Origin of the sequence: Streptomyces mutabilis (genome assembly GCF_046628145.1) — a bacterium.
Classification (GTDB): Bacteria; Actinomycetota; Actinomycetes; order Streptomycetales; family Streptomycetaceae; genus Streptomyces; species Streptomyces mutabilis.
The window spans coordinates 6,867,202-6,887,988 of sequence record NZ_CP176874.1; the positions used below are offsets into that span (position 1 = coordinate 6,867,202).

At 71.4% G+C, this 20,787-nt stretch carries 18 protein-coding genes, 1 tRNA gene and 1 pseudogene; 12 read left to right on the forward strand and 8 right to left on the reverse strand.

The genetic code is table 11. The annotated features are described in order from the left end of the window. Nucleotides 1-5 precede the first annotated feature (5 nt). On the reverse strand, nucleotides 6-968 hold the full coding sequence (iolC, locus tag ACLIN4_RS30720; RefSeq protein WP_107477462.1) for a 5-dehydro-2-deoxygluconokinase: 963 nt from the start codon (nucleotides 966-968) through the stop codon (nucleotides 6-8). A 237-nt stretch (nucleotides 969-1,205) separates the two neighbouring features. On the opposite strand from iolC, the gene ACLIN4_RS30725 reads away from it, so the two are divergent. The 5 genes from ACLIN4_RS30725 to ACLIN4_RS30745 all read left to right on the forward strand — a co-directional run bounded on the left by ACLIN4_RS30725 (nucleotide 1,206) and on the right by ACLIN4_RS30745 (nucleotide 5,745). Beyond that, nucleotides 1,206-2,228, forward strand: a complete 1,023-nt coding sequence (locus ACLIN4_RS30725) for a sugar ABC transporter substrate-binding protein (RefSeq protein WP_100047090.1) — start codon at nucleotides 1,206-1,208, stop codon at nucleotides 2,226-2,228. Beyond that, entirely contained in the window at nucleotides 2,228-3,304 is a 1,077-nt protein-coding gene (locus ACLIN4_RS30730) for an ABC transporter permease (RefSeq protein ID WP_290014358.1), read from the forward strand. The genes ACLIN4_RS30725 and ACLIN4_RS30730 overlap by 1 nt, the downstream gene beginning before the upstream one ends. 5 nt (nucleotides 3,305-3,309) lie before the next feature. Beyond that, a complete protein-coding gene (locus tag ACLIN4_RS30735) occupies nucleotides 3,310-4,278 on the forward strand; it encodes an ATP-binding cassette domain-containing protein (RefSeq protein WP_107477460.1) in 969 nt (322 codons plus the stop codon). Between the two features lies 1 nt (nucleotide 4,279). Next, nucleotides 4,280-5,182 carry a sugar phosphate isomerase/epimerase family protein gene (locus ACLIN4_RS30740; RefSeq protein ID WP_107477459.1) on the forward strand — a complete coding sequence of 301 codons (903 nt, stop codon included), beginning with the start codon at nucleotides 4,280-4,282 and terminating at the stop codon, nucleotides 5,180-5,182. Between the two features lie 149 nt (nucleotides 5,183-5,331). Further along, nucleotides 5,332-5,745: a VOC family protein gene (locus tag ACLIN4_RS30745; RefSeq protein WP_107477458.1), complete on the forward strand. Its 414-nt coding sequence runs from the start codon at nucleotides 5,332-5,334 to the stop codon at nucleotides 5,743-5,745. Nucleotides 5,746-5,785: 40 nt separating this feature from the next. Here the strand turns inward: ACLIN4_RS30745 and ACLIN4_RS30750 are convergent, their stop codons facing one another. The 5 genes from ACLIN4_RS30750 to ACLIN4_RS30770 form a co-directional block, all read right to left on the reverse strand. Continuing rightward, the gene (locus tag ACLIN4_RS30750) at nucleotides 5,786-6,790 is read right to left on the reverse strand and encodes a Gfo/Idh/MocA family oxidoreductase (protein WP_411576453.1); all 1,005 of its coding nucleotides are present in this window, start codon (nucleotides 6,788-6,790) and stop codon (nucleotides 5,786-5,788) included. Nucleotides 6,791-6,945: 155 nt separating this feature from the next. Then, the gene (locus ACLIN4_RS30755) at nucleotides 6,946-7,722 is read right to left on the reverse strand and encodes an SDR family oxidoreductase (RefSeq protein ID WP_107477456.1); all 777 of its coding nucleotides are present in this window, start codon (nucleotides 7,720-7,722) and stop codon (nucleotides 6,946-6,948) included. Next, nucleotides 7,719-8,882 carry a phytanoyl-CoA dioxygenase family protein gene (locus ACLIN4_RS30760; RefSeq protein WP_289909393.1) on the reverse strand — a complete coding sequence of 388 codons (1,164 nt, stop codon included), beginning with the start codon at nucleotides 8,880-8,882 and terminating at the stop codon, nucleotides 7,719-7,721. Before ACLIN4_RS30760 ends, ACLIN4_RS30755 begins: the two co-directional genes overlap by 4 nt. A 108-nt stretch (nucleotides 8,883-8,990) precedes the next feature. Then, on the reverse strand, nucleotides 8,991-10,154 hold the full coding sequence (locus ACLIN4_RS30765; RefSeq protein WP_100047098.1) for a Gfo/Idh/MocA family protein: 1,164 nt from the start codon (nucleotides 10,152-10,154) through the stop codon (nucleotides 8,991-8,993). A 363-nt stretch (nucleotides 10,155-10,517) separates the two neighbouring features. Continuing rightward, nucleotides 10,518-11,477 (reverse strand): bile acid:sodium symporter family protein, encoded by a 960-nt coding sequence (locus ACLIN4_RS30770; protein ID WP_107477454.1) that lies wholly within the window; start codon nucleotides 11,475-11,477, stop codon nucleotides 10,518-10,520. A gap of 215 nt (nucleotides 11,478-11,692) precedes the next feature. Between ACLIN4_RS30770 and ACLIN4_RS30775 the strand changes: the two genes are divergently transcribed. After that, nucleotides 11,693-11,766: transfer RNA gene (locus ACLIN4_RS30775), tRNA-Pro, on the forward strand. A 222-nt stretch (nucleotides 11,767-11,988) separates the two neighbouring features. Here ACLIN4_RS30775 and ACLIN4_RS30780 read toward each other — a convergent pair. After that, on the reverse strand, nucleotides 11,989-13,968 hold the full coding sequence (locus ACLIN4_RS30780; protein WP_290014373.1) for an FAD/NAD(P)-binding protein: 1,980 nt from the start codon (nucleotides 13,966-13,968) through the stop codon (nucleotides 11,989-11,991). Beyond that, on the reverse strand, nucleotides 13,965-14,972 hold the full coding sequence (locus tag ACLIN4_RS30785; protein ID WP_290014394.1) for an amino acid ABC transporter permease: 1,008 nt from the start codon (nucleotides 14,970-14,972) through the stop codon (nucleotides 13,965-13,967). The genes ACLIN4_RS30780 and ACLIN4_RS30785 overlap by 4 nt, the downstream gene beginning before the upstream one ends. Nucleotides 14,973-15,617: 645 nt before the next feature. On the opposite strand from ACLIN4_RS30785, the gene ACLIN4_RS30790 reads away from it, so the two are divergent. The 6 genes and pseudogenes from ACLIN4_RS30790 (at nucleotide 15,618) to ACLIN4_RS30815 (ending at nucleotide 20,770) form a co-directional block, all read left to right on the forward strand. Continuing rightward, entirely contained in the window at nucleotides 15,618-16,148 is a 531-nt protein-coding gene (locus tag ACLIN4_RS30790) for a GNAT family N-acetyltransferase (protein WP_290014376.1), read from the forward strand. Beyond that, the gene (locus ACLIN4_RS30795; RefSeq protein ID WP_373428975.1) at nucleotides 16,145-17,104 is read left to right on the forward strand and encodes an ABC transporter substrate-binding protein; all 960 of its coding nucleotides are present in this window, start codon (nucleotides 16,145-16,147) and stop codon (nucleotides 17,102-17,104) included. Before ACLIN4_RS30790 ends, ACLIN4_RS30795 begins: the two co-directional genes overlap by 4 nt. Nucleotides 17,105-17,180: 76 nt before the next feature. Next, nucleotides 17,181-17,717: pseudogene (locus ACLIN4_RS30800) on the forward strand (amino acid ABC transporter permease); the annotation flags it as partial. Then, a complete protein-coding gene (locus ACLIN4_RS30805) occupies nucleotides 17,714-18,478 on the forward strand; it encodes an amino acid ABC transporter ATP-binding protein (RefSeq protein ID WP_289909389.1) in 765 nt (254 codons plus the stop codon). The pseudogene ACLIN4_RS30800 and the gene ACLIN4_RS30805, both read left to right, overlap by 4 nt. Before the next feature lie 39 nt (nucleotides 18,479-18,517). Next, the gene (locus ACLIN4_RS30810) at nucleotides 18,518-19,501 is read left to right on the forward strand and encodes an ABC transporter substrate-binding protein (RefSeq protein WP_289909388.1); all 984 of its coding nucleotides are present in this window, start codon (nucleotides 18,518-18,520) and stop codon (nucleotides 19,499-19,501) included. A gap of 69 nt (nucleotides 19,502-19,570) precedes the next feature. Then, nucleotides 19,571-20,770 (forward strand): LLM class flavin-dependent oxidoreductase, encoded by a 1,200-nt coding sequence (locus ACLIN4_RS30815; protein ID WP_381913481.1) that lies wholly within the window; start codon nucleotides 19,571-19,573, stop codon nucleotides 20,768-20,770. Nucleotides 20,771-20,787: the final 17 nt, after the last annotated feature.

Sequence of the window (20,787 nt, forward strand, 5' to 3'; positions counted from 1 at the left end):
TCCGTTCAGGGAGTGGCTCGCGCGAGGAGGTCGTCGACCTCCGCCCCGGTGGGCATCGCGGAGGAGCAGGCGAGGCGGGAGGCGACGAGGGCGCCGGCCGCGTTGGCGTACCGCATGGTCCGTTCCAGGTCCCAGCCGGAGAGCAGGCCGTGGCAGAGCGAGCCGCCGAACGCGTCGCCCGCGCCGAGGCCGTTGACCACCTCGACCGGTACCGGCTCCACCTCTGCGCTGCGTCCGTCGCGGTGCACGGCCAGGACGCCCTTCGGGCCCTGCTTGACGACGGCCAGCTCGACCCCGGCCGCCAGCAGCGCCTCCGCGCAGGCGCGCGGTTCGCGCACGCCCGTGGCGATCTCGCACTCGTCGAGGTTGCCGACCGCGACGGTCGCGTGCCGCAGGGCCTCGGCGTAGTGGGGGCGGGCCTGGTCGGGGTCGGTCCAGAACATGGGGCGCCAGTCCAGGTCGAAGACGGTCGTGCCGGACTTGGCGCGGTGGGCGAGGGCGGCGAGCGTCGCCGTGCGGCTCGGCTCCTCGCTCAGTCCGGTGCCGGTCATCCAGAAGACGGCGGCGGCGCGGATCGCGTCGAGGTCCAGCTCCCGGGGGTGGATCTCCAGGTCGGGAGCCTTGGGGCGGCGGTAGAAGTACAGCGGGAAGTCGTCCGGCGGGAAGATCTCGCAGAACGTGATGGGAGTCGGGTACGCGGCGACCGGGGTGACCCAGCGGTCGTCGACGCCGAACTCCTTCAGCGCCCCGTGCAGATAGCCGCCGAACGGGTCGTCGCCCGTGCGGGTGATGACGGCCGTGGCAAGGCCGAGCCGGGCGGCCGCGACCGCGACGTTGGCGGCCGACCCGCCGAGAAACTTGCCGAAGGTCTCAACCTCCGCCAGGGGTACACCGGTCTGCAAGGGATAGAGATCGACCCCGATGCGGCCCATCGTGATCAGATCGAAACGCGGGACTGACTCGGCCATGTGCGACGCTCCTCTGGCTGGGCGGGGGCCTGCCGCCTCCCAGGTGTATGACTCCCGGGCGACCATGTCAATACTTTGTACTTACATTCGGACCTGCTTGTGAAATGATGTCTTAACAAAGTATTGACAGCGGGCGCCTCAAGGACTTGTATCCGGTCCCAGCGCAGCAACAGCCGTTCTTCTCTGGTCTGGCACACGGCTTCCCGTCGCACAGTCGCACAGTGAGGTGCAGGAAAGATGGACCGCTCTTCGCACGCCCGCTCCCGCGGATTCGCCCCCGCCGTGGCCCTCGCCGCCGCCGCGGCGCTCACCCTCGCCGGCTGCTCCAGCAGCTCCGGGGGCAAGAAGGCCGACGAGGAAGGGGACTCGGGTGCCTCCGCGGGCAAGGCGAACACCCCGCGCATGACCGTCGCCCTGGTGACCCACCAGGCGCCCGGCGACACGTTCTGGGACATCGTCCGCAAGGGCGCCGAAGCCGCCGCCGCCAAGGACAACATCAAGCTCGTCTACTCCGCCGACCCGAACGCGGGCAACCAGGCCAACCTGGTGCAGAACGCGATCGACCAGAAGGTCGACGGCATCGCCGTCACCCTCGCCAAGCCCGACGCCCTGCGCGGCGTCATAGGCAAGGCCGAGAAGGCCGGGATACCCGTGGTCGGGCTCAACTCCGGTCTGGCGGACTGGAAGGAGCTCGGCCTGCTGGAGTTCTTCGGCCAGGACGAGACGGTGGCGGGTGAGGCGCTGGGCAAGCGGCTGAACGACGACGGTGCCGAGAAGGCCGTGTGCGTGATCCACGAGCAGGGCAACGTCGGCCTCACCCAGCGCTGCGACGGCGTGAAGAAGACCTTCGAGGGCTCCATCGAGAACCTCTACGTCAACGGCACCGACATGCCCTCGGTGAAGTCGACGATCACCGCCAAGCTCAAGCAGACGGGCGACATCGACCACCTGGTCACCCTCGGCGCCCCGTTCGCGATGACCGCTGTGCAGTCGGTGGACGAGACCGGCAGCAAGGCGAAGATCGCCACCTTCGACCTCAACAAGGAACTGACCGGCGCCATCGAGAAGGGCGACATCGAGTTCGCCGTCGACCAGCAGCCCTACCTCCAGGGCTACCTCGCCGTCGACGGCCTGTGGCTGTACAAGAACAACGGCAACTACAGCGGCGGCGGTGAGCAGCCGGTGCTGACCGGCCCGGCCTTCGTCGACGAGTCCAACGTGAAGGCCGTCGCCGAGTTCGCCGCGAAGGGCACCCGGTGATGAGCATGACCCGACAGGCTGAGCCGGCGGTGACCGCACCGCCGGCCCCCGGCCCGAAGGAGACCGACGGGCGGACCAGGCAGCGCTCCCTGACGCTGCGCCTGCTCGCCCGGCCCGAGGTCGGGGTCTTCCTCGGCGCCGTCGCCGTGTTCGTCTTCTTCCTGATCGCCGCGCCCTCGGTGCGCGACGGCAGCTCCATGGCGACGGTGCTCTACCAGTCGTCCACCATCGGCATCATGGCGCTGCCGGTCGCGCTGCTGATGATCGGCGGCGAGTTCGACCTGTCGGCCGGTGTCGCCGTGGTCACCTCCGCGCTCACCGCGAGCATGCTCAGCTACCAGCTGACCATGAACGTCTGGATGGGCGTGATCGTCGCCCTCGTGGTCTCCCTCGCGGTCGGCGCGTTCAACGGCTGGGTGCTGGTGAAGACCGGCCTGCCGAGCTTCCTGGTGACGCTCGGCACCTTCCTGATCCTCCAGGGCGTGAACCTCGCCGTCACCAAGCTGGTCACCGGCAACGTCGCCACCGACGACATCAGCGACATGGACGGCTTCGACCAGGCCAAGGCCCTCTTCGCCTCCTCCTTCGACGTCGGCGGCGTCCAGGTGAAGATCACGGTCGTGTGGTGGCTGGCCTTCGCGGCGCTGGCCACCTGGGTGCTGCTGCGCACCAAGTACGGCAACTGGATCTTCGCGGTCGGCGGCAGCAAGGAGTCCGCCCGCGCGGTCGGCGTCCCCGTCACCTTCACCAAGATCACGCTGTTCATGCTGGTCGGCTTCGGCGCCTGGTTCGTCGGCATGCACCAGCTGTTCTCCTTCAACACCGTGCAGTCCGGCGAGGGCGTCGGCCAGGAGCTGATCTACATCGCCGCGGCCGTCATCGGCGGCTGCCTGCTCACCGGCGGCTACGGCTCCGCCATCGGCCCCGTCTTCGGCGCCTTCATGTTCGGCATGGTGAACCAGGGCATCGTCTACGCCGGCTGGAACCCCGACTGGTTCAAGGCCTTCCTCGGCGTGATGCTGCTCGGAGCCGTCCTCATCAACCTGTACGTCCGCCGCGCGGCGACCCGGAGGTGACAGCGATGACCAGCAAGACCACCGGCACCCACGGCGCCGTCCTCGCGGACCCCGCACCCGAGCGGGAGGGCCGGCCGATCGTCGAACTGCGCGGCGCCGGCAAGGCCTACGGCAACATCCGCGCCCTGCACGGCGTCGACCTCGCCGTCCACCCCGGGCGGGTGACCTGCGTCCTCGGTGACAACGGTGCCGGCAAGTCCACCCTCATCAAGATCATCTCCGGGCTGCACCAGCACACCGAGGGCGATTTCCTCGTCGACGGCGGACCGGTGCGCTTCGGCACCCCGCGCGACGCCCTCGCCCGCGGCATCGCCACCGTCTACCAGGACCTCGCCACCATCCCGCTGATGCCGGTGTGGCGGAACTTCTTCCTCGGATCCGAGATGACCAAGGGCCCCTGGCCCGTGCGCCGCCTCGACATCGCCCGCATGAAGCGGACCGCCGACGAGGAACTGCGCAACATGGGCATCGTCCTGGACGACCTGGAACAGCCCATCGGCACCCTCTCCGGCGGCCAGCGCCAGTGCGTCGCCATCGCCCGCGCCGTCTACTTCGGCGCCCGCGTCCTCATCCTCGACGAGCCCACCGCGGCCCTCGGCGTCAAGCAGTCCGGCGTCGTCCTCAAGTACATCGCCGCCGCCCGGGAACGCGGCCTCGGCGTCATCTTCATCACCCACAACCCCCACCACGCCTACCTGGTCGGCGACCACTTCAGCGTGCTGCGCCTGGGCACCCTCGAACTCAGCGCCGCCCGCGCCGACATCACCCTCGAGGAACTCACCAACCACATGGCGGGCGGTGCCGAACTCGCCGCCCTCAAGCACGAACTGGCGCAGGTCGGCGGGGTGGACGTGGCGGCGCTCCCGGAAGAGCCGGAGGTCCCCGCGGCCGGCGTACCCGACCCGGCCGGCGACACCCCGGCGTCCGACACCCCCGCGTCCGACACCGCCGCACCCGCCGAAGGGAAGGCCTGACATGCCCGCTGCCCTGGACCGCATCCGCGTCGGATCGGCCCCCGACTCCTGGGGCGTCTGGTTCCCCGACGACCCGAAGCAGGTCCCCTGGGAACGCTTCCTGGACGAGGTCACCGAGGCCGGCTACGAGTGGATCGAACTCGGCCCCTACGGCTACCTCCCCACCGACCCGGCCCGCCTCACCGACGAGGTGACCCGGCGCGGACTCAAGGTCTCGGCGGGCACCATCTTCTGCGGGCTGCACCGCGGCCCCTCCGAATGGGACGGCACCTGGGAGCAGGTCAGCCGCGTCGCCGCCCTCACCCAGGCGATGGACGCGAAGCACCTCGTCGTCATCCCGTCCTTCTGGCGCGACGACAAGACCGCCGAGATCCTGGAGCCGCCGGAGCTGACCGGCGAGCAGTGGGGGCACCTGACCAAGGGCATGGAACGCCTCGGCCACGAGGTGAAGGAGACCTACGGCCTGGACATCGTCGTCCACCCGCACGCCGACACCCACATCGACACCGAGGAGCACGTCGAGCGCTTTCTCGACGCCACCGACTCCGACCTGGTGAGCCTCTGCCTGGACACCGGTCACTACGCCTACTGCGGCGGCGACAGCGTCAAGCTGATCGAGACCTACGGCGAGCGCATCGGCTACCTCCACCTCAAGCAGGTCGACCCGGAGATCCTCGCCGACGTGCGCGCGAACGGCGTCCCGTTCGGGCCGGCCGTGCAGCGCGGGGTGATGTGCGAGCCGCCCGCCGGAGTGCCCGAGCTGGGCCCGGTGCTCACCGCGGCCCAGAAGCTCGACGTCGACCTCTTCGCCATCGTCGAGCAGGACATGTACCCCTGCGAGCCCGACAAGCCGTTGCCCATCGCCGTCCGCACGCGCAGGTTCCTGCGCTCCTGCGGGGCCTGACGGCGCACACGCGGGCACCTGACCCGGCCCTCCCGCCACGAGCCACGGGGGCCGGGTCGTCCGCGTGCGTCCCCGCTCGGCGAGCCGTTGTCAGTGCCGCGCGTTAGCGTGCAAGGCACAGACCGTTCATCCCGTCCGGGGAGGTTGACATGGCCTCGCGCCTCAACCCGTATCTCAGTTTCGACGGCGACGCCCGCCAGGCGATGGAGTTCTACGAGCAGGTCTTCGGCGGAACGCTCGCGCTCAACACCTTCGGAGCCTTCGGCGACGCCGACGCCCCGGAGGCCGACAAGATCATGCACGGCATGCTGGAGACGCCGAGCGGCTTCACCCTCATGGGCGCCGACACCCCGCCGGGCATGGAGTACACCCCGGGCACCAACTTCGCGGTGAGCCTCAGCGGCGACGACGAGGCGGAGCTGCGCGGCTACTGGGAGAAGCTGTCCGCGGGCGGCTCCGTCGCCGTGCCGCTGGAGAGGCAGATGTGGGGGGACGTCTTCGGCATGTGTACGGACCGGTTCGGCGTCCCCTGGATGGTGGACATCGGCGAGCCGGCGGGCTGACCGCTCGGTCCGCCGGCCCGCCGGGCATCCCGGTCCGCTTTCAGCCCCGCCGCACCTCCGCGACCGTCACGGGACGGTGCTCCCGCAGCGAGAGCGTGCACGCCTCGGCGATCCAGCCCGCCTCCAGCGCGTCCTCGATCGTGCAGGGGGAGGGACGGGCACCCGCGACGACCTCGGTGAACGCGGTCAGCTCGGTGCGGTAGGCGGTGGCGAAGCGGTCCATGAAGAAGTCGTGCGGGGTACCGGCCGGGAAAGTGGCGCCGGGCTCGACCGAGCGCAGCGGCAGCTTGTCCTCCAGACCGACGGCGATGGAGTCCGTGAAGCCGTGGATCTCCATGCGGACGTCGTAACCGCGCGCGTTGTGACGGCTGTTGGAGACCACGGCGATCGTGCCGTCGTCCAGGGTGAGGATCGCGCCGGTGGTGTCCGCGTCGCCCGCCTCCCGGATGAAGTCGGCACCCCGGTTGCCGCCGACGGCGTACACCTCGCTCACCTCGCGGCCCGTCACCCAGCGGATCACGTCGAAGTCGTGCACCGAGCAGTCGCGGAAGATGCCGCCGGAGGCGGCGATGTACGCGGCCGGCGGCGGCGCCGGGTCGAGGGTGGTCGACCGCACGGTGTGCAGCTTGCCCAGCTCGCCCCGCCGCACGGCCGCCCGCGCCGCGACGAAGGCGGCGTCGAAGCGGCGGTTGAAGCCGATCTGCACCGGCACGTCACGACCCGCGATCGCCTTGAGCACCTCGACGCCCTCCGCCATGGTGCGGGCGACGGGCTTCTCGCAGAAGACGGGCACGCCGGCCTCGACGGCGGCCAGGATCAGGCTCGGGTGGGCGTCGGTCGCCGCCGCGACCACCACACCGTCCACCCCGGCGGCCAGCACCGCCTCGGGCAAGTCCACGATCTCGGCGCCGAACCGCTCGGCGGCCGACCTCGCGGCGTCGGCGAACGGGTCGGCGACGACGAGCGAGTCGACGGCGTCCAGCGAGGCGAGGGTCTCGGCGTGGAAGGCGCCGATGCGGCCGAGGCCCAGGATTCCGATGCGCATGGTTTCGTTGCTCCTTGTGCGTGGTTGCCGTGTCAGGCCCGCCGTGCGTGGTGGACGCGCCGGGTGTGCGGTGCGTGGCTGCCCTGTGTGCCGGGCACGTGGTGCGTGGCTGCCGTGCGCGCCCGGCCCGCGGTGCCGTTGCCGGTCGTCCGTCCTCAGTCCAGGCCGCCCAGGACGTTCTGGTCCCAGTCGATCACCGAGCCCGTGACCACCCCCGACCGGTCCGACAGCAGCAGGACCACGAAGTCGGCGATCTCGTCCGGCTGCCCCAGCTTCCCCATCGGCAGCCGGGCGGCGGCCCGCTCGCGCCAGTCGTCCCCGGCGCCGTGGAAGGCCCGCTGGGTCGCGTCCTCGCCCTCCGTCGCCGTCCAGCCGATGTTCAGGCCGTTGATCCGCACCCGGTCGAAGCGGTGCGCGTGCGCGGCGTTCCTGGTCAGCCCCACCAGACCGGCCTTGGCGGCGACGTACGGCGCCAGGAACGGCTGCCCGCCGTGCGCCGACGACGTGATGATGTTGACGACGGTGCCGGGCGCGCCCCGGCCCACCATGTCCGCGACCGCCGCCTGCATGGCGAAGAACGGCGCCCTGAGGTTGATCGCGATGTGCTGGTCGAACAGCTCGGGCGTGGTGTCCAGCAGCGTCCCCCGCGAGGTCAGCCCCGCCGAGTTGACGAGGCAGTCGACGCGGCCGTACGACTCCACCACCCGGCCGACGGAGGCCTTCGCCTGCCCGGCGTCCGCCAGGTCGGCCCGTACGAACAGCACCTTGCCGCCCGCCGCCGTCAGCTCGGCCACCAGGGCCTCGCCGGGTTCCGGGCGCCGCCCCGTGACGGCCACGGTCGCGCCCTCCCGCACGGCGGCGCGCGCGATCGCCGCGCCGACCCCCTGGCTGCCGCCGTTGACGAGGACGACCTTGTCGTCGAGCAGTGTCATCGTGTCTCCCGGCGTCCGGCGCCGGCCCGCAGCCGGGTCTGGAGCACGTCCGGCGTCCACTCCTCGCGCAGCGCCCGCCGCACGACGTCCGCCTGGGAGGGCGGGGCCAGACCGTCCACGGGCGGATCGCGATCGAGGTTGGTGGGGAAGGGGTAGCCCTCGGCGCTCGCGGCGATCACGTTCTCCAGGCACCGCTCGTCCACGCCCTCGGCCTTGCGCTTCAGCAGCACGGGGAAGACGGCGTTCGCCACCGCCTCCCGGTCCACGCTCTCCATCGCGCGGCCGAACGCGGAGGAGATCTGCAGCAGGTTGGCCATGCGGCGGATGCCGGACGAGCGGTTGGTGCCCGCCGCGTGGAACAGGGCCGGGTTGAAGAAGACCGCGTCGCCCTTGGCCAGGGGAAGCTGCACGTGGTGGGCCTCGAAGTAGGCCCGGAACTCCGGGAGCCGCCAGGCCAGGTAGCCCGGTTCGTACTTCTGGGAGTGCGGCAGGTACATCGTGGGGCCCGACTCCACGGGCATGTCGCAGTGCGCGACCGCGCCCTGGAGCGTGAGCACGGGGGAGAGGCGGTGCACGTGCGCCGGGTAGGCCGCCGCGGCCTCGTTCGAGAGGAAGCCGAGATGGTAGTCGCGGTGCGCGGTCTGGGCCGCGCCGCCCGGGTTGACCACGTTGATCTGGGAGGTGACCTGGTAGCCGGGGCCGAGCCAGGCCCGGGCGACCAGGGCGAGGGCGCCGTTGGCGTAGTAGTCGGCGAACGCCTCGGGGTCGTGCAGGGCGGCCTTCTCCAGCGCGTTCCACACCCGGTCGTTGGCTCCGGGTGCGGCGAAGTGGTCACCGGCGGTGGCGCCCGAGGCGCGCTGCTCGGCGATCAGCGCGTCGAACACGGCGGTGGCCCGGTCGACGACCGCCGGGTCGGGGAAGGCGCCCTTGAGGACGACGATGCCGGGGCCCTCGGCGAGGGCGTGGACGAGCTCGGCCGCCGTCCCCGGGTCGTCGGGCAGCCCGCCGGCGTCGTACACGGGGACGTTCTGCTCCACGGAGGCGGCCCGTGGATGGTCGTCGGGGTCGGTCGGCCGCTCGACGAGCGCGCGGAAGGCGTCGAGGTCGCAGTCCTGTTCGGAGAACCGGGCGCGGGGGGTGCGGCGGGGAACGGAGGACATCGTCGTCCCTTCGGTGACGGGGCGGGGAGGAGCGGAGCGGTGCCGACCGGCGGGGCAGGGAGAACGGGGAGAGGGCGGTCCGGCAGCGTCCAGCCGGGACCTCCACCGTCACTCCTCGGGGCGTACCTCCACCCAGGCGCCGCGCGCCGCCGACCGCGCCATCGCGTCCAGCACGGCCGCGCTGTGCACGGCGTCCGGGAGGGTGGCGCCGTACGGGGTCGCCTCGGCGATCGAGCGCAGGAAGCGGTGGGCCTCCACCACCTTGAGGTCGTCGTAGCCCATGGCGTTGGCGGCCCCCGGCTGGAAGGCGGCGAACTCGCCGTGCGCGGGGCCGACGTAGACCGTGCTGACGGGCTGGTCCTGGTAGGCCGAGCCGCGGCTGACGCCCAGCTCGTTCATGCGGCGGAAGTCCCAGAACACCGCGCCGGTGGTGCCGTGCACCTCGAAGCCGTAGTTGTTCTGCTCGCCGACCGAGACCCGGCAGGCCTCCAGGACACCGCGGGCACCGGAGGCGAAGCGCAGCAGGCAGCTGACGTAGTCCTCGTTCTCGACCGGGCCCGACTCGCCGCCCGAGGCCCGCGCGTGACCGGCGGTGGCCGCGGTCGGGCGGGCCCGCTCCGGCAGGAAGATCGCCGTGTCGGCGGTCAGGGACGCGATGTCGCCGAGCAGGAACCGGGCCAGGTCCGCGCCGTGCGAGGCCAGGTCGCCGAGCACCCCGCTGCCGCCGCGCTCGCGCTCGTAGCGCCAGGTCAGCGCGGACTCGGGGTGGGCGGCGTAGTCGCTGAAGAGGCGGATGCGGACATGGGTGACAGTGCCGATCTCCCCGGCTGCGATCAGCTCGCGGGCGGCCTCCACGGCGGGCGCGTTGCGGTAGTTGAAGCCGACGGCGCCCTGCACGCCGGCCTTGGCGACGGCGTCGGCCACGGCCCGCGCGTCGTCGAGGGACAGGCCGACCGGCTTCTCGATCCAGATGTGCTTGCCCGCCTCGGCCATCGCGACGGCGATCTCACGGTGCAGGAAGTTCGGGGCGGTGATGCTGACCGCGCGGACCCGGGGGTCCGCGGCCACCTCCCGCCAGTCACGGGTCGTCGAGGCGAAGCCGAACTGCGCGGCGGCCTCCTCGGCCCGCCCCGGCACCTCCTCGGCGACCGTCACCAGCTCGGGACGGAGGGCGAGCTGCGGATAGTGGTGGCGGACCCGGGCGTACGCCTGGGTGTGCACCCGGCCCATCCAGCCGAAACCGACGACGGCGACACCGAGTGCGTCCACCATGAGAGCCCCTCTTCGGACCGGTCCCTGCTCTGTCCCGCCCACCCTCTGCGGAGCGTCGGCATCATGTCAACCTTTTGACAGGACAAAGTCCGGGACCGGCCCGCGTCGTTCGGGTCCAGGCTCGAAAGCCGGAACGGCAACGGCGCCCCCCCGGCCGCCGATCGCACGGCGGGCCCCGGCCCAGGTCCCGCCCACGGACCCATGGCCCGGCTTCGCCGCCTGGTCCCGGGCCGTCTGCGCGCAAGGGACCGTGAAGGCCACCGGCGGCTCCGTCCCGGGCCTCGGGGCGGGCGGGGCCGCCCGACGGCCTGCCGGAGCCGCGTGCGGCGGGCTAGCCGCCTCAGCGGCCGACCGCAGGTCGCCTCACCGCCCCCGGCGCGACAGCCACGCCGCCGTCACCGCGCCGGAGACGTTGTGCCAGACGGAGAAGACCGCGGCCGGCAGGGCCGCCAGGGGGCTGAAATGGGCAGTGGCCAAAGAAGCCGCGAGGCCGGAGTTCTGCATGCCGACCTCGAAGGCCATCGCGCGGCTCGCGGGTTCGCCCAGGCGGCCGAGGCGGCCCGCGCCGTAACCCAGCGCGAGCCCGAGGCCGTTGTGCAGCACCACCGCGAGGAACACCATCGCCGCGGCCGACTTGATGGCGTCGGCGCTGCCCGCCACCACCACCGCCACGATCACCGAGATCGTCACCGCGGACAGCCAGGGCAGCGCCGGCAGCGCCCGCTCCACGTGACGCCCCGCCAGCAGCCGCACGGCCAGCCCCGCGAGAACCGGCAGCAGCACCGTCTTGAGGATGTCGGCGACCATGGAACCGGCGTCCACCGGCAGGTACTCACCCGCCAGCAGCAGCGTCAGCGGCGGGGTGACCAGAGGAGCGACCAGCGTCGATACGGTGGCGACGGAGACCGACAGGGCGACGTCGCCCCGCGCCAGGTACGTCACCACGTTGGACGCCGTGCCGCTGGGGGCGCAGCCGACGAGGATCACACCGGCCGCGAGCTGCGGCGGGAGGTCCAGCAGGTGGGCGACGGCCCAGCCGAGCCCCGGCATGATGACGTAGTGCGCGACGAGGCCGAGGGCCACCGCCCAGGGACGCTTGACGACCCCCCGGAAGTCCTCCGGGGTCATGGTGATGCCCATGCAGAACATCACGACACCCAGCAGGTACGGCACCGACTCGCTCCACCCGGTGAAACCGCCGGGGAACAGCAGACCGAGGGCGCCGGCCAGGAGGACGAGGACGGGGAAGACGGTCACGGCGCGCCGCGCGGAGCGGTCGCCGTCGGCGTCGTTGCTGAGGTGTTCGGGTCGTTCGGTTCGCACCGTGCGAGGTAACGCCCGGTGGACGGCCCGACGCAACGCCGTCTCGCGATGTGATCATCGGGACGGTTCGCGCAGGTGGGCCCGGTGGACGACCCCTCGGTCTCCTGAAGGGCCCGCCTTCGCCGATCCGCCCGGGACCGCGCAGGGCGGCGCGCCCGTCCCGTGGGATGAGGTAGGCTTGACCAGCGCGATCACACGGAGGCGTGGACGCGCAACGGGACGTGGCGCAGCTTGGTAGCGCACTTGACTGGGGGTCAAGGGGTCGCAGGTTCAAATCCTGTCGTCCCGACTTTTCGGAGTCGCGGATCAGAGGCCGTTTCAGAGGAGATCTGAAACGGCCTCTTCATGGTTTCTGGGGCCCGTTCGGGGACCGGCGCACTCGACGGGGCTGAGGTGCGCTGCCCCGAGCGCCCTGCGGGCCCGCGAGCCGGACGCGAGGACAGCGGGAACGGCCCCTCCCGGCTCATCTCCCTCCGGTCGTGGCCCTCGGGCTCGGCGATCCCGACGCGCGTCAACCCCCGACACGCGCCTGAAGGCCGACGGGGCTGCCCTCGTGGCACTCGGGCCTGCCGGGCGGAACGGTGCTCAGGGAGCGCAGCAGGGTGCGGGCCACCTCGTCGTTGTGCCGAAAGGCGGGGGCGTTGGTGCGGGGCCGGGCGAACGCGGCCTGGGCGCGGCTGTCGGTCGGTGCGCCGAGCGCGACGAGGCGGGGGTGGGGACCGTTCAGTCCCGCGTCGATGACGCGGCCGTCCGCCGGGGTGACCCTGAGCCTGCCCGAGCGGTGCGTGTGCGTGTGATCGGAGACGACCTCCTCCGTGAGCGTGCCGCGGCGGTACAGGTGCCGCAGCAGGGGATCCCGCGTGCGGTCGAGGTTCGGGCCCGGCAGGTACGCCTCGATCAGCGCCGTGGCGTGCACCGTGTGGCCGGGCACCGTGGGGCTGGTGGCGGTGAAGGTTCCGGTGGTCTCGTCCGTGCCGACGCGGAGGTCCGCGCCGAGGAAGTGAACGAGCCCGGCCTCGGAGAGGGCCAGGAGCCGGCGCAGCCGGAAACCCGGCGGGCCGGAGGCGAGGAAGCTGAAGAAGCCCTGCCACCAGCCGTCGAGATCGTCGGCGACGGAGCGGGCCGTCAGCCGTCCGGCGGTGACCAGCGGGGGCAACTGCCCGTAGACCGAGAGCAGCGCGAGGAAGGCGCCCAGGTCCGCACTGTGGGTCGCGTCCTCGCGGCGGGCGACGTCCCGTGCGATGTGGTCGCGCATGTGGCTCCGAAAGGCCTCGGGCGTCGCGAAGGCCAGCCCTCTCAGCGGATGGTCCAGGGCCTCGAAGTCCAGGCGGTCCGCCGGGTCCCGCACGGCCCTGGTGGTGAGAGCCGTCATCTCGTCGGAGTACCAGCCGAAGCGGTCGTAGGCGGTGAGGAACTCAGGCCAGGACAGTGCCGTGCGATCGGGGTGGGCGTGGAACAGTTCGTGGTAGTGGCCGAAGCCGATCTCCTTGGCCATCAGTGGCCACACGTCGCGGCGCAGGTCCAGCGGCCGGCCCTCGGAGACCAGCGCGTCGACGGCCCCGGGGCCGAAGTAGCGGGGCAGCGGGGGCCGGGGGCCCAGGAGGCGGTACCGGGTCTTGGAGTGGTAGGGCACCCCGCGTCGCGAGCCGACGTGGAGAACCGGCTCCCGGCCGGAGGGGAGATAGGTCAACGTGCCGTCGGACGCGGTGCGGTAAGCGCCGCCGCGGCCCTCGGTGAGCAGCACCATCAGGTCGATGAAGGCGAGCCCGAACCCGCGCAGGGCGACGTGCTCACCCGGCCGCAGCGCGGACAGGTCGGCGTCGTCCAAGAAGCTCGGTGGCAGGTGGAAGCGGCCGTGGCGGCGGGCGAAGGCGGCGCGGCTGCGGTGTTCGACGGTGGGGGCCGAGCCCAGATGACCCTGGGCCAGAACCACCCGGTCGGCACTGAGCGGGGCGGTGCGGCCGGACAGGCGCACGTGCTGACGTCCGTCCGGGGCGTCGGAGACGGCGGTCGCCGTGGCGCGGTGCCACTCCACCGTGACCGAAGCGGGCAGCTCGGTCAGCACTCGGCGGAACACCCAGTCCAGGTAGGCGCTCTGAGCCCGGCGGGTGGGGAAGTCCGTGGCGGCGAGGGTGCGCAGTTCGGCGAGCACGTCCGGCGGCGCGTGGCGCGGCGCCTCCGTTCCTTCGGAGACCGAAGCGGCCCACTCGGCCAAGGACGGACCCGGTCGCACGGGCCCCTCGATGGTGGACGTCTCGTCGGTGAACATGGTGACGTCCTCGGCCATGGAGTTCATGCGCAGCAGCGGCGACTGCCCGTCCCGCCAGATCCGGCCAGGTCCCGGCGGGTGCGGATCCACGAGATGGATGGTCAGTTTCCTGCCGTCGTCCCACAGCTCGGGAGCGTTGGCGGCGATGCGCTCCAGCAGTCCGGTGGCGCGTGGTCCCGCGCCCACGATGACGAGGACGGCCTCAAAGGGCGTGGCGCTCACCGGCCACCGCCCAGGGTGAAGCGGGCGTTCGGGGCGGTCGCCCGGTTCAGCCGGGTACGCGAGAGGGTCAGGCCGGCACGGAGCCGTTGCAGTGGGGTGGGAGGCAGGGCGCGGGCGGCACCGCGCGCGTAGTACCGCTCGACGTAGTACTGGCCGACGCTGAGCACGGTCGTCACCGCGATGTACCAGAGCGTGGCGACCAGCAGCAGAGGTATGACCTGGTACGTGCGGTTGTATATCAGTTGTACCGAGAACAGCAGGTCGTGCACGGCCAGCACACTGACGATGCTCGTTCCCTTGAGCGTGCCGATCAGCATGTTCCCGGCCGTCGGCACGATCGAGCGCATCGCTTGCGGTACGACGATCCGGCGCAGCGTGCGCCGCCTGCCGAGGCCCAGGGCCTGGGCGGCCTCCGTCTGGCCCGCGTCCACCGACAGGATGCCGCCGCGCACCACTTCGGCGGCATACGCGGCCTCGTGCAGGGTGAGGCCGATCACGGCGGTGAGGGTGGGACCCAGCAGGTTCACCGTCTTGACGGTCACGAACTCGGGACCGAACGGGAGGCCGAGTCCGAGAGTGGGGTAGAGGGCTCCGATGTTGAACCAGAACAGCAACTGCACGAGCAGCGGAGTGGACCTGAAGATCCAGACGAAACCCCAGCTCAGCGTGCGCAGCACCGGGTTCGCGGACAGGCGCATCACCGCCAGCGGGATGCCGAGCAGGAAGCCGAGTGCCGTCACCGCCGCGGTGAGCCAGAGCGTCAGCAGCAGCCCGTTGAGCACGGCACTCGTGGTGAGGTACTGGCCCACCACGTTCCACTGGAAGGCGCTGTTGCGGATGACGGAATCGACCGCCATGGCGAAGAGCAGCAGCGCCACGGCGGCCGACAGCAGCCGGCCGACGTTCCGGCGCGGCACGATCCGTGGCGCGTCGGTCTCGTGCGGCTCGTTTCCTCTCCAGGATTTTGGAGCGGGAGCGGACGTGACATCGGAAGACGTGACCATCGAGAAGAGCTCCAGCGGGAGGATGAGTACGGGCATGCGCGTCGTCACACATGTCGCGTCCCTCAACGCGGCCGGAGCTGCCACCGCGCACGGCGGGTGGCTGATCCGCCGCCGAGATTAGCCGTCGAAGAGCGCGAACGGTCAATGGCCGCCGTGAAGTTGCAATGGCCCGTACACGCTGCCGTCACGCGGTCCCAAGGTGCGGGACGGCATGCGGTCCGCGCTTGACGCCGGGCCGTCCGCACGGCTGAATGAAGGGCATGGCTGCCCAGGAACGCTTGGTCTCGCGCGACCACATCGACTTCGGTCGGGTGTGGTCCGCCGCGTGTCGCGCCTGACTCGGCAGCAGGCCGCAGGACCGGCCCTTTCCCTCCCTCGGTGACCCGTTGCGGGCCGGAATCCGTCCCTGCGTGAGCTGCCGCGGCACTGCCTCTCCCGACGTACCGGCGTCGTCACACCTGTAGTCACCCGTCGTCCTGACGACCCTCGTCCCCGCACACGGCGGGCTCCTCCGCCGTGCCCGCAGGTGACTTCATCACGAAAGGCCCTTGCCATGCCCGTGGTGTTCCTCGGCATCGCCGCCACCCACAACGGCTCCGGAACCAGGCCCCGTTCCGTTGCCGCCTGCCCGGCGGCGGTGGGCGAGTGAGTTCCGTCGCCCGAGCTTCGCTCCTCGACCTCTCGGTCGTCCACGTGCCCGTCTCCGACCCGCGTGTGGCACCGCTGCTGCGCGAACTCGGCCACGAGTACTCCGCCCGGTACGGCGGCGACGCCCGTACCGAACTCGCACGCTACCCGGACGAGGAGTTCACCGCCCCGCACGGCGGGTTGCTGCTCCTGCTCCTGGCGGGCGGCGAGCCGGTCGCGGGCGGTGCCTTCCGCCGGTACGACGTGAAGACGGCCGAGCTGAAGCGGATCTGGACCCACTCCAGCCACCGGCGTCGCGGCCTGGCGCGCCGGGTCGTCGCCGAACTGGAGCACGAAGCGGGCATGCGCGGCTACCGGCGGATCTACCTGACCACGGGTCCACGCCAGCCCGAGGCCCTCGGCCTGTACCTCGCCGCCGGCTACACACCGCTGTTCGACCCGGAGGCCGATCCGGAAGCCATCGGCCCCCTGCCCTTCGAGAAGCACCTCACTGTCGCACCCGACACCGGAAAGGCCACCGTCCAGTGAAGCCACCCGCCCTCCGGGGCAGCCTGCGTCCCGCCCTGGCCGCTGCCGCCCTCGCGCCCCTGCTGCTCCTGACCGCGTGCGGCTCCGGCGACCCCGACCACATCGCCGCGGCCGGCGCGCAGAACTCTCCCGCGCCCACCGACGACCCGGTCGCCGACGTACGCAAGGTGGACTCCATCGCCGCCCTGCTCCCCGCCGACGTGAGGAAGTCGGGCACACTCCGGGTCGGCAGCTCCGTCGCCACTCCGCCCGCGGCGTACTACCCGAACGGGTCGGACAAGCGGCCCGAGGGCCAGGACATCGACATCGCCGACGCCGTCGCCAGGGTCCTCGGCGTCGAACTGGAACGCCAGGACGCCTCCTTCGAGACGATCCTGCCCGCCCTGCGCAGCGGCAAGTACGACTTCGGCACCGGCAACTTCGGAGTCACCACCGAGCGCCTGAAGACCCTCGACTTCGTCACCTACATCAACGACGGCCAGGGCTTCGCGGTGAAGGAGGGCGACACGTCCTTCGGCAAGAAGGTCACGGACCTCGTCCAGTTGTGCGGACGCACGGTGGGCATCGGCGCCGGGACCACCTTCGAGGCGACACTGGACGCGAACAAGGGGGTGTGCGAGAAGGCCGGCAAGAAGCCCTACGACGTGAAGGTCTACTCGGAGAACGGCGCGACCGTCACCGCGCTCCAACAGGGCCGGATCGACGTGATCATGTCGACCATCAACGGCCTGCGGTACCAAGCGTCACAGCCCGCCGCCCACACCACGTTCCTCGGCGAGTTCCACCGCCTCGACGTCGGCTTCACCTTCAAGAAGGGCTCTCCGCTCACCGAGGCGTTCCAGGCCGCGGTCAACGAGCTGATCAAGGACGGTACGTACGCCCGGATCCTCGAGAAGTGGGGCACCTCCGCCTCCGCGATCGAGGCGTCGCGGGTCAACCCGCCCGAACACCCGTGAGCAAGCAGGGACCTCGACCATGAACCTCGTCACCGGCACCACGCCGCCGGCCCCGGCCGTACCGCCCGGCGGCCCCAGCAACAGCCTCACCGGCACCATCGGCGCCGCCGTCATCGGACTGACGCTGCACCAGGCCGCCTACGCCGCCGAGATCGTGCGCGGCGGAGTCGTCTCCGTCGACCACGGGCAGTCGGAGGCAGCCGCAGCCCTGGGCATCCCCCGGCTGCGGCAGATCCGCCGGATCGTGCTGCCCCAGGCCATGCGCGCCATCCTGCCCACCGCCGGCAACGAGATCATCGGCCTGCTCAAGGGCACTTCGGTGGTCCACGTGATGGCCATCGGTGAACTCTTCTACCAGGTACAGGTCATCTACGGCCGCAACGGCCGGGTGATCCCGCTGCTGCTCGTCGCCACCGCCTGGTACGTCGTACTGACCTCGCTGTTGTCGGTCGCCCAGTACTACGTGGAGCGGCACTTCGCCCGGGGAACCAACCGCACCCCGCCACCCACGCCGTTCCAGCGCGCCCGGCGCTTCGTCCGCGACCTGCGCACGGCGGCAGCGCGGCCCGACCAGCCCGTCATACCCCTCAAGCACTCGGGAGACAGCCGATGAGCGATGTGATGGTGGACGTCCACGACGTCCACAAGAGCTTCGGACCGCTGCAGGTGCTCCGCGGTGCCGACCTCCAGGTCCGCGCCGGCGAGGTCACCGTCGTCCTCGGCCCGTCCGGCTCCGGGAAGTCCACACTGCTGCGCACCATCAACCATCTGGAGAAGGTCGACCGCGGCTGGATCAGCATCGACTGCGAGCTCATCGGCTACCGCCGCTCCGGCGGCAAGCTGTACGAACTGAAGGAGAAGGAGGTCCTGAAGCAGCGCACCCACATCGGGTTCGTGTTCCAGAACTTCAACCTCTTCCCGCACCTGACCGTGCTGGACAACCTCGTCGAGGCCCCCGTCTCCGCCCTGCGACGCCCGCGCAAGGAGGCGGCGGAGACCGCCCGTCGCCTGCTGGAGCGAGTCGGCCTCGCCGACAAGGCCGACGCCTATCCGCGGCAGCTCTCCGGCGGCCAGCAGCAGCGCGTGGCCATCGCCCGTGCACTCGCCCTCGAACCGAAGGTGCTGCTCTTCGACGAGCCCACCTCGGCACTGGACCCGGAACTCGTCGGCGAAGTCCTCGACGTCATCAAGGATCTGGCCCGTACCGGAACCACCATGATCGTCGTCACCCACGAGATCGGCTTCGCCCGCGAGGTCGCCGACACCGTGGTGTTCATGGACGGCGGCGTCGTCGTGGAGCAGGGCCCGCCGGCAGCCGTACTCGACGCCCCGCAGCACGAGCGCACCCGCGCGTTCCTCTCCAAAGTCCTCTGACCGCACTTCACCCCTTTCCGCCGCGCGAGGAGCACGACCGTGTCCCCTTCGAATCCCCGCCGTACCGCCGTTGCCGCGCTCGGACTCGTCTCCGCCCTCGTCCTCGCCGCCTGCGGCAACCCCTCCGACGGCGGCATCATCGAGGCCGCGGCCACCGAGGGCGCCCATGCGAAGATCAACCTGAGTCCGCAGCAGCACCGCGTCACCACCGGCAAGGTCGACTCCGTAGCCGCCGAGGTCCCGGAGAAGATCCGCGAGAGAGGCACCCTGGAACTCGTCTCCTCGTCCGGCTCCGCGGCACCGCTGACTTTCTACGCCACCGACAACAAGACGGTCATCGGCGTCGAGTCCGACATGGCGTACCTGGTCGCCGACGTGCTCGGCCTCGAACCGCACGTCAACACGGTCTCCTGGGAGAACGTCTTCGTCGGCCTGGACGGCGCCAAGTACGACGTCGGCTTCAGCAACATCACGGTCACCGAGGAGCGCAAGGAGAAGTACGACTTCGCCACCTACCGCGAGGACAACCTGGGCTTCGAGGCGAAGAAGGACAGCGGCCTGAGGGTCACCGGGCCCGAGAGCGTGGCGGGCAGGACGGTCGCCGTGGGCAGCGGCACCAACCAGGAGAAGCTGCTGATCGAGTGGAGCGAGGAGAACGAGAAGGCCGGCCGCGAGCCGGTGGACATCAAGTACTACCAGAACGACAGCGACGTCTACCTCGCCCTCCGGTCCGGCCGCATCGACCTCTACCTCGGCCCCAACCCGACGGCCGCCTACCACGCGGCGACCACCGGGGAGATCGAGGTCGTCGGCACCTACTCCGGCGCCGGCGCCACCCTCCAGGGACTGATCGCGACCACTACCAAGAACGGCAGTGGCCTGGTCGAGCCGCTCGCCGACGCGCTCGACCACATCATCGACAACGGAACGTACGCCAAGGTGCTCGAGCGCTGGGGCCTGGCCGACGAGGCCGTCACGAACTCGGAGATCAACCCGCCCGGCCTGCCGAGAACCACCACGTAGCCCCGTCGGCGGTCGTCCGGCCGCCGACCGTTCCCGCGCACTCGCCCTCTGCCAGGAAGGTACCCACTCGTGTCCTCAGCCCTGTCCACCCCGCTGCACCTCGCCGTCGCCCTGGACGGCACCGGCTGGCACCCGGCCTCCTGGCGGGAGCCCACCGCCCGCCCCCGGGAGCTCTTCACCGCCCGCTACTGGGCCGACCTGGTCACCGAGGCCGAGCGCGGGCTGCTCGACTTCGTGACCATCGAGGACGGTCTCGGCCCGCAGTCCTCCCACTTCCTCGAACCGGACGACCGCACCGACCAGGTCCGGGGCCGCCTGGACGCCGTCCAGACAGCGGCCCGGGTCGCGCCCCTCACCCGGCACATCGGCCTGGTCCCGACCGCGGTCGTCACCCACACGGAGCCCTTCCACCTCTCCAAGGCGATCGCCACGCTCGACCACGTCAGCAACGGCCGGGCCGGTCTGCGCGCGCAGATCACCGCGCGCCCGAACGAGGCCGCGCACTTCGGCCGCCGCACGATCCCCCGCATCGACGCCTACGACAGCCCGGCCGCGCGAGAGGTGACGACCGACCTCTTCGACGAGGCCGCCGACTACGTCGAGGTCGTACGTCGCCTCTGGGACAGCTGGGAGGACGACGCGGAGATCCGGGACGTGGCCACCGGTCGGTTCGTCGACCGCGACAAGCTGCACCACATCGACTTCGAGGGGCGGTACTTCAGCGTCAGAGGCCCGTCCATCACCCCACGCCCGCCCCAGGGCCAGCCCGTCGTCACCGCCCTCGCCCACCGGACCGTTCCGTACCGGCTGGTCGCCCGGCAGGCCGACGTCGGCTACGTCACCCCCCACGACATCGGGCAGGCCCGCGCGATCGTCGCGGAGATCCGTGCCGAGCAGGAAGCGGCCGGCCGGGCCGGACAGCCGCTGCACGTCTTCGCCGATCTCGTGGTCTTCCTCGACGACGACCCCGGTACCGCGGCGGCCCGACGTGAGCGGCTCGACGCCCTCGCGGGCGAGTCGTACACGAGTGACGCCCGCGTCTTCACCGGCACGCCCGCCGCACTCGCCGATCTGCTCCTTGAGTGGCGGTCGGCCGGTCTCACCGGCTACCGGCTGCGTCCCGCCGTCCTGGGGCACGACCTCCCGGCGATCACCCGGAGCCTGGTTCCCGAACTCCAGCGCAGGGGAGCCTTCCGCCTCGCCTACGAGACCGACACCCTGCGCGGGCTGCTGGGACTGGTCCGGCCCGCCAACCGCTACGCCGCCTGAGCCGGAAGGACACCACG

Bases quoted from the DNA above. Each gene is read 5' to 3' on its own strand.
- iolC (WP_107477462.1), bottom strand. From the start codon at position 968: ATGGCCGAGTCAGTCCCGCGTTTCGATCTGATCACGATGGGCCGCATC.
- ACLIN4_RS30725 (WP_100047090.1), top strand. From the start codon at position 1,206: ATGGACCGCTCTTCGCACGCCCGCTCCCGCGGATTCGCCCCCGCCGTG.
- ACLIN4_RS30730 (WP_290014358.1), top strand. From the start codon at position 2,228: ATGAGCATGACCCGACAGGCTGAGCCGGCGGTGACCGCACCGCCGGCC.
- ACLIN4_RS30735 (WP_107477460.1), top strand. From the start codon at position 3,310: ATGACCAGCAAGACCACCGGCACCCACGGCGCCGTCCTCGCGGACCCC.
- ACLIN4_RS30740 (WP_107477459.1), top strand. From the start codon at position 4,280: ATGCCCGCTGCCCTGGACCGCATCCGCGTCGGATCGGCCCCCGACTCC.
- ACLIN4_RS30745 (WP_107477458.1), top strand. From the start codon at position 5,332: ATGGCCTCGCGCCTCAACCCGTATCTCAGTTTCGACGGCGACGCCCGC.
- ACLIN4_RS30750 (WP_411576453.1), bottom strand. From the start codon at position 6,790: ATGCGCATCGGAATCCTGGGCCTCGGCCGCATCGGCGCCTTCCACGCC.
- ACLIN4_RS30755 (WP_107477456.1), bottom strand. From the start codon at position 7,722: ATGACACTGCTCGACGACAAGGTCGTCCTCGTCAACGGCGGCAGCCAG.
- ACLIN4_RS30760 (WP_289909393.1), bottom strand. From the start codon at position 8,882: ATGTCCTCCGTTCCCCGCCGCACCCCCCGCGCCCGGTTCTCCGAACAG.
- ACLIN4_RS30765 (WP_100047098.1), bottom strand. From the start codon at position 10,154: ATGGTGGACGCACTCGGTGTCGCCGTCGTCGGTTTCGGCTGGATGGGC.
- ACLIN4_RS30785 (WP_290014394.1), bottom strand. From the start codon at position 14,972: ATGGTCACGTCTTCCGATGTCACGTCCGCTCCCGCTCCAAAATCCTGG.
- ACLIN4_RS30805 (WP_289909389.1), top strand. From the start codon at position 17,714: ATGAGCGATGTGATGGTGGACGTCCACGACGTCCACAAGAGCTTCGGA.